The sequence below is a fragment of the Chryseobacterium sp. G0201 genome (genome assembly GCF_003815655.1).
Lineage (GTDB): Bacteria > Bacteroidota > Bacteroidia > Flavobacteriales > Weeksellaceae > Chryseobacterium.
Map to the genome: position 1 here is coordinate 2,735,345 of NZ_CP033917.1, position 13,202 is coordinate 2,748,546.

8 protein-coding genes are annotated in these 13,202 nt (G+C 37.0%); all 8 read left to right on the forward strand.

Annotation, left to right across the window (positions count from 1 at the left end; all coding sequences use genetic code 11):
- Window positions 1-453: 453 nt before the first annotated feature.
- The 8 genes from EG348_RS12345 (at window position 454) to EG348_RS12380 (ending at window position 13,134) form a co-directional block, all read left to right on the forward strand.
- Window positions 454-747, forward strand: coding sequence for a DUF6660 family protein (locus tag EG348_RS12345; RefSeq protein WP_123983405.1), 294 nt, complete (start codon window positions 454-456; stop codon window positions 745-747).
- Between the two features lie 159 nt (window positions 748-906).
- Entirely contained in the window at window positions 907-5,271 is a 4,365-nt protein-coding gene (locus EG348_RS12350) for a CusA/CzcA family heavy metal efflux RND transporter (RefSeq protein WP_123983406.1), read from the forward strand.
- A 1-nt stretch (window position 5,272) separates the two neighbouring features.
- Window positions 5,273-6,550, forward strand: a complete 1,278-nt coding sequence (locus tag EG348_RS12355) for an efflux RND transporter periplasmic adaptor subunit (RefSeq protein ID WP_123983407.1) — start codon at window positions 5,273-5,275, stop codon at window positions 6,548-6,550.
- Between the two features lie 129 nt (window positions 6,551-6,679).
- The gene (locus tag EG348_RS12360; RefSeq protein ID WP_123983408.1) at window positions 6,680-7,558 is read left to right on the forward strand and encodes a bestrophin family protein; all 879 of its coding nucleotides are present in this window, start codon (window positions 6,680-6,682) and stop codon (window positions 7,556-7,558) included.
- A 26-nt stretch (window positions 7,559-7,584) separates the two neighbouring features.
- On the forward strand, window positions 7,585-8,481 hold the full coding sequence (locus EG348_RS12365) for a cation diffusion facilitator family transporter (protein WP_123983409.1): 897 nt from the start codon (window positions 7,585-7,587) through the stop codon (window positions 8,479-8,481).
- A 374-nt stretch (window positions 8,482-8,855) separates the two neighbouring features.
- Window positions 8,856-10,586 carry an LTA synthase family protein gene (locus EG348_RS12370; protein ID WP_228414723.1) on the forward strand — a complete coding sequence of 577 codons (1,731 nt, stop codon included), beginning with the start codon at window positions 8,856-8,858 and terminating at the stop codon, window positions 10,584-10,586.
- 11 nt (window positions 10,587-10,597) lie between these two features.
- Window positions 10,598-11,059 carry an MgtC/SapB family protein gene (locus EG348_RS12375; RefSeq protein WP_123983411.1) on the forward strand — a complete coding sequence of 154 codons (462 nt, stop codon included), beginning with the start codon at window positions 10,598-10,600 and terminating at the stop codon, window positions 11,057-11,059.
- A gap of 26 nt (window positions 11,060-11,085) precedes the next feature.
- Window positions 11,086-13,134, forward strand: a complete 2,049-nt coding sequence (locus EG348_RS12380; RefSeq protein ID WP_123983412.1) for a heavy metal translocating P-type ATPase — start codon at window positions 11,086-11,088, stop codon at window positions 13,132-13,134.
- Window positions 13,135-13,202: the final 68 nt, after the last annotated feature.

Consider the following 13,202-nt stretch of genomic DNA (forward strand, 5'->3'; position numbering starts at 1 on the left):
TGATCGCTTTGTATTTCCAGTCATTTTTTCTTACCAGAAGAAAATCATTTATCAACTCTTTCTGGCTTATACTCATTACTGAAGAAATGTCGAAACATTTGATTGAAGATTTAAAGAGAATTTTTCAAATCTCAGCATTATAACAGATAAAAATGTGTCGCATCATTTGAATTATAAAGTGAGTTTTAAAAGAAATTTCTCTAAAAAGTGCTTTCTACAGCCTTTAAAACATAGTTTGAAATAGTGTTGCACCTAGATTACCTTAATATCTAAGGCACTATCTATTGTATACCTTGGCTTTATTAGAGATGAGAATTCAATATTATTTTCTTGTTTTTAACAATTCTTTAATTAAAACAGTGTTAATATTATTCTTTATTAATATATTTGTTAAAGTAAAAGATTTACCTTTGTCGCATGAATTTTCTGAGATTGCTTTTTACAGTCTATTTCATGGCATTATCATTAATGCCATGCATGGATGTTGCAAAAGCACAATCAAAAACTGAAAATGTATCATATTCCTATCTAAAATCTGAGCAAAACGATGCTCATTCAAAAACAGATTCTTGTTCTCCTTTCTGTTATTGTAACTGCTGCAGAATCAGCGTTACTTCCATTAAAATAAAACCTGTTTTAGAATATCGTAAACAGATAAAAGAATACTATTGTAAAAAAATTCTTTTCAAAAAGAATGACTTTGCATATTTGGTGTACGATCAAATATGGCAACCTCCTAAAATATAATTTTTATTGAGCAGACGGAAGAATTGTCTTTCGTTTAAACTGTTATGGAAATATTGCAATAGTATTGCGTTGTATTCCTACTCATTTTTGTCATTTGATTTTTAGAACAAAAAGTTGTTCCAAAAAGTATTTGTGACCTTCAATAAAAATTATATTCTAATGTTAGATAAAATCATAAGATTTAGCATCAAGAACAAGATTGTCATTGGTATAATGACCTTGTTGTTGATAATTTGGGGAGTTTGGAGCGCAACCAAACTTCCAATCGATGCCACACCTGACATCACCAACAATCAGGTTCAAATAATCACAGTCTGCCCTACGTTGGCAGGTCAGGAAGTTGAACAGCTGGTTACTTTCCCGATAGAGCAGAGTATTGCAAATGTTCCTGATATTGAGGAAACCCGAAGTATATCACGATTTGGTTTGTCCGTAATCACTGTTGTATTTAAAGAAGAGGTCGATGTTTATTTTGCCCGTCAGTTAATCAGTGAAAAACTGAAACAGGCGGCTGAAGAAATTCCAAAAGGAATTGGCACACCAGAGTTGGCTCCGGTAAGTACAGGACTTGGGGAAGTATATCAGTACATCCTCCATCCAAAGAAAGGCAGTGAAAAAAAATACGATTCCAAAGAACTTCGTACGATGCAGGATTGGATTGTTAGACGACAGCTTAATGGTACTCCGGGTGTTGCAGAGATCAACAGCTTTGGAGGCGAACTCAAACAATATGAAGTAGCTGTTAACCCTGATCGTCTTCGAGCGATGGGAGTGAGTATTTCTGATATTTTTGCAGCTCTTGAAAAAAATAATCAAAATACAGGGGGAGCCTACATTGACAAAAAACCTAATGCTTATTTTATTCGTGGAATTGGTCTGGTGACATCTCTTGAAGATGTTGGTAATGTAGTTGTTAAGAATGATACTGGAAGTGTTCCTATCTTTGTTAAGGATGTTGCTGAAGTTAGACTGGGAAGCGCAGTACGATATGGTGCCATGACATTTAATGGTCAGGTAGATGCTGTAGGTGGAGTGGTTATGATGCTGAAAGGAGCAAATAGTAATCAAGTGGTGCAGAGTATCAAAGAAAAGATACCCATCATCCAAAAATCTTTGCCTAATGATATTATTATAGAGCCTTACTTAGACAGAACAGATCTTGTCGGGAGAGCTATTGATACCGTAGAAAAAAATCTTATTGAAGGCGCATTGATCGTTATTTTCGTTCTGGTTTTATTTTTAGGAAACTTGAGGGCAGGACTGATCGTAGCGTCTGCCATTCCATTATCATTACTTTTTGCTTTGGGAATGATGAATGTTTTCGGAGTGAGTGCCAACTTAATGAGTCTGGGGGCGATTGATTTCGGGTTGATTGTTGACGGTGCTGTTATTATTGTCGAGGCGACATTACATGTTCTACAACATAAAAAGAATAAAAAAGAACTTACCCAAGCTCAAATGGATGAGGAGGTGGGATCTGCTGCATCCAAAATGATGAATAGTGCCATATTTGGGCAGATTATCATTCTAATTGTTTATATACCTATTTTAACGTTAATCGGTGTTGAAGGTAAGATGTTTACACCTATGGCTAAAACAGTTGGTTTTGCCATTATAGGAGCAACAATCCTATCGGTGACCTATATACCGATGATGAGTGCTTTGTTTTTATCCAAGAAAATTTCTCATAAAGAAAATTTCTCAGACAAAATGATGAATAAGATCCAAAAGGCCTACACTCCTTTATTGGAAAAAGCATTGAGGATCAAATATTGGTTAGTAGGTGTTACCGTTGCTATTTTTGCTGTAGCCGTATTCTTGTTCGGAAGAATGGGCGGTGAATTTATCCCTCAGATGCAGGAAGGGGATTTTGCTTTTCACTGTATTCTTCCACAGGGAAGTTCTTTAAGTCAGAGTATCGAAACCTCCATGCAGGCGTCCAGACTGATCAAGCAGTTTGACGAAGTTAAAATGGTTGTAGGTAAGACCGGCGCTGCTGAAGTGCCTACTGACCCGATGCCACCTGAAGCTACTGATATGATGGTAATCTTAAAACCACAAAGTGATTGGAAAACAAAAAAATCATATGATGAATTAGCAGATGAGATCTCTGAAAAACTTGAAGCTATCCCGGGTGTGTTTTTTGAAAAAAATCAACCGATTCAGATGCGTTTCAATGAGTTGATGACAGGGATCAGGCAGGATGTAGCAGTTAAAATTTTCGGTGAAAATTTGGATTCTTTAGCTATTTATGCTGATAAAACATCTAAGGTCATTCAGTCTGTAAATGGGGCGAGTGCTCCGCAGATCGAACGTGTCAGTGGTCTTCCGCAGATCAATGTAGAATATGACCGTACAAGAATGGCTAATTACGGACTTAATATCGAAGACGTAAATACTGCGGTAAGCACTGCTTTTGCAGGTCAGGCAGCAGGTCAGGTATTTGAAAATGAGCGAAGATTTGATCTTGTTGTTCGTCTGGATAGTTTACATCGAACCAGTATTGATGATGTCAATAATCTGATGGTCTCTACAAAAACAGGAGCACAAATCCCTCTTTCACAGGTGTCAAATATCAGTTATAAATTGGGTCCGGCACAGATCAGCCGTGAAGCTGGTAAAAGGAGGATAGTTATTGGTTTTAACGTAAAAGGGCGAGATGTAGAAAGTGTAGTGGAAGAAATCCAGCAGAAGCTTAATAAAGAAAAATTACCATCAGGATATTATTATACATATGGCGGACAGTTTGAGAACCTTAAAGCTGCCAGTAAACGACTGACCATTGCTGTTCCGGTATCCTTATTCCTGATATTTATGCTGTTGTATTTTACGTTCGGCTCATTAAAGCAGGCTACGCTAATCTTTACTGCAATCCCGATGAGTGCGATTGGCGGCGTATTTGCGTTAATGCTGCGTGGCATGCCTTTCAGTATCAGCGCAGGAATTGGCTTTATTGCCTTATTTGGAGTAGCTGTACTTAATGGAATTGTTTTAATCGGAACTTTCAACCAATTAGAGAAGGAAGGTGAAACCAATATTTTAAAGCGTGTGATGGAAGGAACTAAAACTCGTTTAAGACCTGTTTTAATGACCGCTACAGTTGCTTCATTAGGGTTTTTACCCATGGCAATTTCAACTGGAGCCGGCGCAGAAGTTCAGAAACCTTTGGCTACCGTTGTAATCGGGGGACTGGTAACAGCAACCTTCTTAACTCTGTTTGTTTTACCGATGTTATACATTATCTTTAGTACTAAATTAAAGATCAAAAACATTTCAGGTAATAAACCCCTGACTGCTGTTTTAGTTTTAGGTTTCCTTTTCTTTGGACAAACCTTCAATGCACAACAGGGTAACCCTTTAACAGTTGCGGAAGCAACGAACATCGCATTAAGCAACAATAATTTAATGCGGTCGAGAGATCTGGATATTAAGGTAACAGAAGCACTGAAACCTACTGCTAAAGAACTTCCAAAAATGAGTGTAGATGCTCAGTTAGGGCAATATAACAGTAAAAAATTCGATCAGTCTTTTTCTATATCTCAAAGTATTCCATTTCCAACATTGTTCAAAGCTCGAAGAGAGCTCATTGCGGAACAGATTAAAGGAAAACAAATCAATAAGGAGATTTCAGCCAATGAACTTGCGAGACAGGTGAGGACTTATTACTATCAGATCGAGTATCTGCAATTTAACCAGTCAAAATTAAAAAATCTGGATAGTTTATATCAGGATTTTATAAGAATTGCGACGGTCAGATTTAAATCAGGAGATATAAAAAAGATTGAAATCAATACTGCAGAAACTCAGAAAGGTGAGATCAGTTTACTGTTAAAACAAAATGAAGTTTATTTGAATAATGCATATAAAAACCTAAAAACATTATTAAATACTTCGGGGGATATCTCAGTTCCTTACAACACAAATTATGAACCTTTGAAAGCTAATTATGTACTTGACAGCACTTCGATAGCAAATCATCCAACGGTAAGATCTTACTATCAGGAGATGGCTATAGCAGAAAAAAATAAAAATGTTGAGAGGTCTTTAGGTCTGCCTGATTTCAGTATCGGTTACACCAATCAGTCCTTAATCGGTACTCAGACGATCAATGGTATGGATCAGAATTTTAATGCTGGAAATAGATTTCATGCGGCAACAATTGGCGTTACGATCCCTCTCACTTTCGGTGCTACGAAAGCGAGAATCCAGTCTTGGGAGTTTCAAAAGCAAGTAGCGGAATCTAATGCAAAATTGCAGCAAAAACAGCTGGAAGCACAACTGCAAAATGCTTTGAATCAATATCAGCAGGATGTAGAGCAGTACAACTATTATGTTAATCAGGCAATCCCCAATGCTGAGAAAATAGCTAAAGCCGGACAATTAGGATATAAAACAGGAGAAATTTCCTATGTTGAGCTTCTTTTTGCGCTTCAGACTTCCACGAATATTCAATTAAAATATCTGGAATCCATTCAACAGGTTAATCAATCTGTTATTACCATTAATTCAATCATAAACAAATAAAATGAAAATTAAATATAATTTAATATCTGCGCTGTTAATTTCTTTTTTAGCCTTAAGCTGTGGAAAAAAAGAAGCTTCTGAGGAAACGGAAGTAAAAGCAAAAACCGAACAGGCAGAGGAGGCTCATGAAGAGGCACCGCAAACAATCGCCACATTAACTGAAGAACAAATGAAAGCAGTCGGAATCTCTTTAGGTAAAATTGAGATGAAAGATTTGGCTTCACTTGTTAAAGCCAATGGTGTCTTGAGTGTTCCTAACAATAGAAAAGCCACAGTAACCTCTTTGTATGGTGGGGTGATCAAGACATTAAATGTTCAAATAGGCGACTATGTCAGAAAAGGGCAGGTCATTGCATCCATTAATAATCCTGAGTATATTCAGCTTCAGGAGCAATACCTTACAGTAAATAGCAGAATTGCATTTGCTGAACAGGAATATAAAAGGCAACGTGAATTATTTGATAATGATGCCGGAGCAAAAAAAAACCTGCAAAGCTCTGATTCTGAATTAAAAGGTTTAAGAACCCAAAGATCATCATTACAGAGACAACTTCAGCTTATGGGGATAAGCCCAGGAAAGGTAAGCAATGGGAATTTGAGATCAGGATTGGTTATTACCTCCCCGATCAGTGGAACCGTAAGTGGCATCAATGCGCAGATTGGAAGTTATGTTGATGTTTCATCTCCTGTTCTTGATATTATTGATAATAGTTCTATCCATTTAGATCTTCAGGTTTTTGAAAAGGATCTGCCTAAGATGAAAGTAGGACAGACTGTACAGTTTAAGCTGACCAATAACCCGGAAACATTGTATAACGCTACGGTATTCAGTATCGGTTCGTCATTCGAAAATGAGAGTAAAACGATCTCTGTACATGCCAATGTAACAGGAAGTAAAGTAGGGCTTATTGATGGGATGAATGTTACCGGAATGGTAAGCCTTGGAAATTCCAGCACCGCTGCAGTTCCTAATGAAGCAATCGTGGAAGCTGACGGTAAATTCTATGTTTTTGTACAGACTTCTAAAAAGCCTGAAGAACATGCCGAAGAGAAAAAGGAGGGTGAGCAGGAAGAAGCTACGAAAGAGACAGGAGCTCATACCAAAGATCAAGGGAAGACCCTGAATTTTGAGAAAATAGAAATTGTGAAAGGTTCATCAGATTTAGGTTATACTGCTATCACTACAGTGAGTAAAATTGCACCTGATACAAATATTGTTGTAAAAGGCGCATTCTTCGTCAATGCTAAATTATCTAATGCTGGAGGTCATGAGGATTAGATTTTTAAAAGCTGAAGCCTTTATATAAACCTTCAGTTGCACTAAAAATATCATTATGCTACGAGGTAAAGCAATGCATTAATTCTACCTCTAGCATAATGTTATCTTTAAATCTATAAAATCAAAGTTATGTTACTATACAAGAAAATCTCAATCTGGTATTTTATTGATCAAATTAAAAGTCAAATATTACTGATTGTTATACTAGCTGTAGGTACAGGTTTGCTGGATTTGCATCCTATCTTCACTAAAATAACCATTCCGCTAAGTATTCCCGCAATTCTTGGAACTGCTGTCTCATTGCTTCTTGCATTCAGGACGGCGCAGTCTTATGAAAGGTGGTGGGAAGCGAGAACTGTTTGGGGAGCCATCGTCAATGATTCAAGATCTTTTATCCGTTTAATAAATCAATTCGTTCCTCAAGATGGTGCGGACGTTAAAATATTTGCAGAGAGACAAATCGTATGGGTCTATGCCTTGGGTGAAGCATTAAGGAAACAGCCCTTTACCAATAAAGTAGTTGAGTATTTGCATACGCATCAAATCAACGCAGTCAATATACCCAATGCGATTTTGGATGAACATTCTTATCACGTAAGACAGATAGCAGAAAAAGGTTTGATTTCAGATTTTAAAGAAGTTCAGCTCACTGAAGTTCTCATGAGGCTTTGTGACAATATGGGAAAATGTGAACGATTGAAAAATACGGTGTTTCCAAGGGCATATAGTATTCTGATTCATACCCTGATTTATGTATTTGCATTTATCCTTCCTTTCGGATTGGAAGATTCCCAGCTTACTTTGGAAATAATTACGACGATCATTATTCCTCTGATATTTGTAGCCATTGAGAAAACAGCGATCATCATGCAGGACCCTTTCGAGAATACTCCTGTAGATACGCCAATGACCTCTATCGCACAAACCATAGAAATCAACATTCTACAGATGATCAAAGAGAAAGATATTCCTGTTAAAAAAGAAAATAATACCTACTTCGAAATGTAGAGTCAATCCAGTAAAAACATAAAATTATGAGCGACACAAATAAACAGATTGTATCAGCATCTAGTAGGCATAAGAAAAACTTACTTATCGTTCTGGCACTTAGTGGGACTTATCTGATAGCTGAAGTCATTGGAGGCATTGCAACAAAAAGTCTTGCATTATTAGCAGATGCCGCGCATATGCTGACAGATGTTGTCGGTTTACTCTTAGCATTTATTGCCATCAAAATTGGTGAAAGAAAGGCAAGTCCTAAAAAGACATTTGGGTACTATCGAACAGAAATTTTGGCTGCTGTGATCAATGCTGTTGTTCTGTTGGGTATTTCATTATTTGTTTTATACGAGGCATTTCAGAGATTTAAAAATCCTCCCGAAGTACAAAGTGGCTCTATGATGATTGTTGCAGGAATTGGACTTGTTGTGAATATCATCGGTATCCTTATCATCAGAAAGGATTCCAACGCAAGTCTTAATATGAAAGGTGCTTATTTTGAAGTTTTGTCGGATATGCTGACATCGGTAGGAGTAATGATCGCGGGCGTGATCATGCTGACAACACAGTGGTATTATGCAGATCCGATCATTTCTGCGGCTATAGGTCTGTTGATCATTCCAAGAACCTTAAAGTTGCTTATGGAAGCGGTTAATATCTTACTGGAAGGTACACCTAAAGATGTAGATATCAGCAAGCTTCGATCTTCACTGGAAGAACTTTCGGGAATCAAGGAACTCCACGATCTACATGTCTGGTCGCTTACATCAGGCGTTAATGCCATGAGTGCACATGTGATTGCAGATAATAACAAAAATCGCAATGAACTCCTGCAAATATTAATAGATAAAGCAACGACAGATTTTAAAATAACCCATACCACTTTTCAAATCGAATATGAAGGTTATGATGAATCTGAAATACATTTATAGATGAACGATCAGAATAGATTGAAAATGAATGAAATCTAAATGATCAGTTCTTTATCAAATAACATTGATTTCTAAAGAATTAATGATGTAATCACTTATAAAACTTGTTTATGAAACTAATTAAAATTAAGCGAAGCACTTATAGCCTGCTCATTAATTTTTTCTTATTATATATAGTTTTTTCCTTTGTCCTCAGGATAGGATTTTCTATTGGCAGCCTTCAAAAGGCAGACATTAGTTTTCTTTCATTGCTGAATGTATTTGCTCTGGGATTTTTATTTGATATAGGGGTAGGGATGTTTTTTGTGCTACCGTACAGCCTATACCTGCTTTTATTTCCTCAGAAATATAATAATTCGTTTTTCAATAGAGCTATGACTTTTTTTTGTTTTACTGTAGCTGTGCTTATATTATTGTTTTCATTTTTTGCTGAAGTAACATTCTGGCAGGAATTTGAAAGTCGGTTTAATTTTATTGCAGTTGATTATCTGGTTTATACCTATGAAGTAATCAATAATATTAATGAATCATATCCTTTGCCATTGCTCATTACAGCCATGTTAATAATGACTTCTTTGGTGTTTTTACTTTTCTATAAAAGGCATTACTTTACAGATAATTTTAAGGGCAGTACACCTTTTTTACAAAGATTCTTTATCTTTTTCGGATTGCTTTTCATTTCAGTCATTTACGCATTTTTTATTGACAACAGTTTAGCAGAGAATAGTGAAAACAGGTATCGGAATGAGCTGTCAAAATCAGGAATCTATTCTTTTTTTTCTGCATATAAAAATAACGAGATCAATTATGAACACTTCTATAAACTCATCGATAATAGGGAGGCGTTTAATATTGTGAGAACTGATATTCAGGAATCCAACTCAGATTACTTATCAAATGATTTCTCAATCTTACGTAACATTAAGGGAGCTGACTCCTATGAGAAGCCCAATGTTATTATGATCACATTGGAAAGTTTCAGTGCAGACTTTATGAAAACATTTGGCAACAATCAGAATCTGACCCCTACGTTGGACTCATTGGCGAATCGAAGCATTTTATTTACCAATATGTATGCTACTGGAACAAGAACCGTGCGAGGAATGGAGGCACTTTCACTTGCCGTTCCGCCTACACCGGGGAATAGTATTGTCCGCAGGAAAGAAAATGATAATCTGACCACTGTAGGATCGATCTTCAGTCAAAAGGGATATGATACTTCATTCTTATATGGTGGTGATGGTTATTTTGATAATATGAATAATTATTTCGGTAATAATGGATACACAATTGTAGACCGGAAAAGAAATTCTTTTGTAGGGGAAGATTATCAGTCTCCAAGAATACCAATAGAAGACAAGGATGTTACTTTTGAAAATGCCTGGGGTATTAGTGATGAAAATCTTTATGATCAGGTGATCAAGCAGGCCGATCAAAAATTTGCAGTAGGTAAACCGTTCTATGATTTTGTAATGAACACTTCCAATCATCGACCTTATACATATCCTGAGGGCAAGATCGATATACCCTCGGGATCGGGAAGGGAAGGAGCCGTGAAATACACTGACTATGCGATCGGGCAGTTTTTTAAAAAGATAAAGAATAAACCCTGGTACAAAAATACGATTGTGATCATTGTTGCTGATCACTGTGCGAGTAGTGCCGGCAAGAACGACATCGATGTTGCAAAATATCATATTCCAGCAATGATTGTCAACTTGAACAACAAGGAACCATTCAGAATTGAAAAAATGTGCTCTCAGATCGACCTGTATCCAACACTTTTCTCACTTTTAGGATGGACGTATGAGAGTAATCTTTATGGTAAAAATGTTTTAAGCGAAACTTATATTCCAAGAATATTTGTAAGTACCTACCAGAAACTCGGATATATGGAAAACAACAAATTGGTTATTCTAGGTCCGCAGCAAAAAACAGAGACGTATTTGTATGATAAGGAGAAAAATAAACAAAATCCAGAGATGCTATCTGAGCAGTATGTGAAAAAAGCGATAGCAAATTATCAGTCAGCCTACTATCTTTTCAAGAATGACGGATTAAAACAGAAGCAGATAAAAAAGGTAAATATAACCACAACTAGATAACGTGATGTAAAATGGATCTAAAATTTGAACTTTTACTTTCCGGAAAATTATTATTAGCACTTTTTTTTGGTGCATTAATAGGTTTCGAAAGGGAAACTGCCCACAAAGATGCCGGGGTTCGCACTTTTGGCGTTCTCTGTATGGCTTCTTGCTTATTTGTGGCCGTTGCCTCGCATCTTACAGATGACAAATCTGCAATAGCTAGAATGCTGGCGGCGATACCTGCCGGTTTAGGATTTATCGGAGCTGGACTGGCATTTAAAGATAGTTCCAAAAGCATGCAGGGGCTTACAACATCTACTGCTTTATGGGCTGCATCGGCAATAGGATCTGCCCTTGCGCTGGATATGTTTCTGTTATCATTTTTAGCAACCGTTCTAACCTTGTTTATCTTAAGTATAAACAAATTTGGCTGGTATAAAAAAATTCTAAAAATCGGAAGTCAATCAGACCAGAATATATATAAAAAGTAACCTAACAATCATTAAAAAATATTATTATGGAACATAAACACATCTACGACGAGAATGGAAAGCAGCTTTGCTGTACTCCACAGGAAGGCAAAATCTATAAAGATGCCGGAGCAAAAAAATTAGTTGAAGAAGACGTGTGCTGCGCTCCAAAGAAAAAAAAGGAACAGCATCAGCATTCAGATGATGATGGACATGATCATGGAGAAACTGATAAAACGGCTTTTCAGATGTTCTTGCCTGCGATTATTTCATTGGTACTTTTATTAACTGGCATTGCACTGGACAATTACATCAAACCGGAATGGTTTAAAGACTGGGTACGAATTGTCTGGTACGGTGTTGCTTATCTACCGGTAGGTCTACCTGTTTTAAAAGAGGCTTTTGAGAGTATCAAACAAGGTGACGTGTTTTCAGAATTTTTCCTTATGAGCATTGCAACAATTGGAGCATTCATTATCGGAGAATTTCCTGAAGGAGTAGCGGTTATGTTGTTCTATGCAGTAGGAGAGGTTTTTCAGACTCTGGCTGTGTCGAGAGCTAAGACCAATATTAAGGCTCTTTTAGATCAACGTCCTGATGAGGTAACGATTATTGAAAATAATCAGCCTAAAAAAATCAAAGCTGCCGAAGCAAAAATCGGGGATACTATTCAGCTAAAATCAGGTGAAAAACTGGCATTGGATGGAGAACTGATCTCCGATTCTGCGTCTTTCAATACCGCAGCATTAACTGGAGAGAGCAAACCTGATTCTAAAAATAAAGGTGAAACAGTTTTAGCCGGAATGATCAATATGAATAGCGTGGCTTTGGTCAAAGTCAATACGGCTTATGAGGACAGCAAACTCAGCAAGATCCTCGAACTTGTTCAGAATGCAACAGCGCAAAAAGCTCCGACTGAACTTTTTATCAGAAAATTTGCGAGAATATATACACCAATTGTAGTAGCGTTAGCTGTTTTGATTTGCATTGTACCTTATTTCTTTGTTGATGATTATGTTTTCAGAGATTGGTTGTACAGAGCATTGATATTCTTAGTGATCTCTTGTCCGTGTGCATTGGTAATCTCTATACCGCTTGGCTATTTTGGAGGTATCGGAGCAGCGAGCCGCAACGGTATATTATTTAAAGGAAGCAACTTTTTGGATAAGATCGCTGAGATTCAGAACGTGGTAATGGATAAGACAGGAACTATGACAGAGGGTGTTTTTAAAGTTCAGGACGTTACCATTAAGGAAGGATTTGACAAAGATGAGATTCTCCAATTGGTCAATGTTGTTGAAAGTAAAAGTACCCATCCTGTTGCTACTGCTGTTCACGAGTTTGTAGGAGAAATCAACAATTCAATCAATTTAGAGGATACTGAAGAAATTGCAGGGCATGGTCTTAAAGCTAGAGCTAATGGAAAAGAAATCCTGGTTGGTAATTTTAAACTACTGGATAAATTCAATATCAGTTATGAAGTAGATCCTTCCAAAATCGTATACACGGTTATAGCAATTGCTTATGATGGGAAATTTGCAGGTTTCATTACCATTGCCGACCGAATCAAGGACGATGCAAAGCAAGCAGTTGAAAAACTTCATAGTTTGAATGTAAAAGCGACTATGTTAAGCGGTGATAAAACAACTGTTGTAAAGTATGTGGCAGAACAAATCGGTATTGACAATGCTTTTGGAGACCTGCTTCCGGAGGATAAGGTCAACAAGGTAAAAGAAATCAAAGCTAGAAATGAAAGTGTAGCTTTTGTAGGTGACGGCGTAAATGATGCGCCTGTCGTAGCATTAAGTGATGTTGGAATAGCTATGGGAGGTCTTGGAAGCGATGCGACAATTGAAACAGCTGATGTTGTGATCCAAGATGATAAACCCTCAAAAATACCTATGGCAATTAATATTGGAAAGAAGACCAAAAGAATCGTCTGGCAGAATATCATTCTTGCCTTTGTGGTGAAAGCCATCGTTCTTGTACTTGGTGCTGGTGGCCTGGCTACGATGTGGGAAGCGGTTTTCGCTGATGTGGGAGTCGCTTTGATTGCAATACTCAATGCAGTTAGGATTCAAAGAATGAAATTTTAAAAGAGATTAACACACACAAAATAGGGCAAAATGTAGTATCCTGTCGCGTTAGGATACTACAATTCTAA

What these genes read in the sequence shown, in the direction of transcription:
- EG348_RS12370 (WP_228414723.1), top strand. Translation starts at nt 8,856, where the DNA reads ATGACTTTTTTTTGTTTTACTGTAGCTGTGCTTATATTATTGTTTTCA.
- EG348_RS12345 (WP_123983405.1), top strand. Translation starts at nt 454, where the DNA reads ATGGCATTATCATTAATGCCATGCATGGATGTTGCAAAAGCACAATCA.
- EG348_RS12350 (WP_123983406.1), top strand. Translation starts at nt 907, where the DNA reads ATGTTAGATAAAATCATAAGATTTAGCATCAAGAACAAGATTGTCATT.
- EG348_RS12365 (WP_123983409.1), top strand. Translation starts at nt 7,585, where the DNA reads ATGAGCGACACAAATAAACAGATTGTATCAGCATCTAGTAGGCATAAG.
- EG348_RS12360 (WP_123983408.1), top strand. Translation starts at nt 6,680, where the DNA reads ATGTTACTATACAAGAAAATCTCAATCTGGTATTTTATTGATCAAATT.
- EG348_RS12355 (WP_123983407.1), top strand. Translation starts at nt 5,273, where the DNA reads ATGAAAATTAAATATAATTTAATATCTGCGCTGTTAATTTCTTTTTTA.
- EG348_RS12375 (WP_123983411.1), top strand. Translation starts at nt 10,598, where the DNA reads ATGGATCTAAAATTTGAACTTTTACTTTCCGGAAAATTATTATTAGCA.
- EG348_RS12380 (WP_123983412.1), top strand. Translation starts at nt 11,086, where the DNA reads ATGGAACATAAACACATCTACGACGAGAATGGAAAGCAGCTTTGCTGT.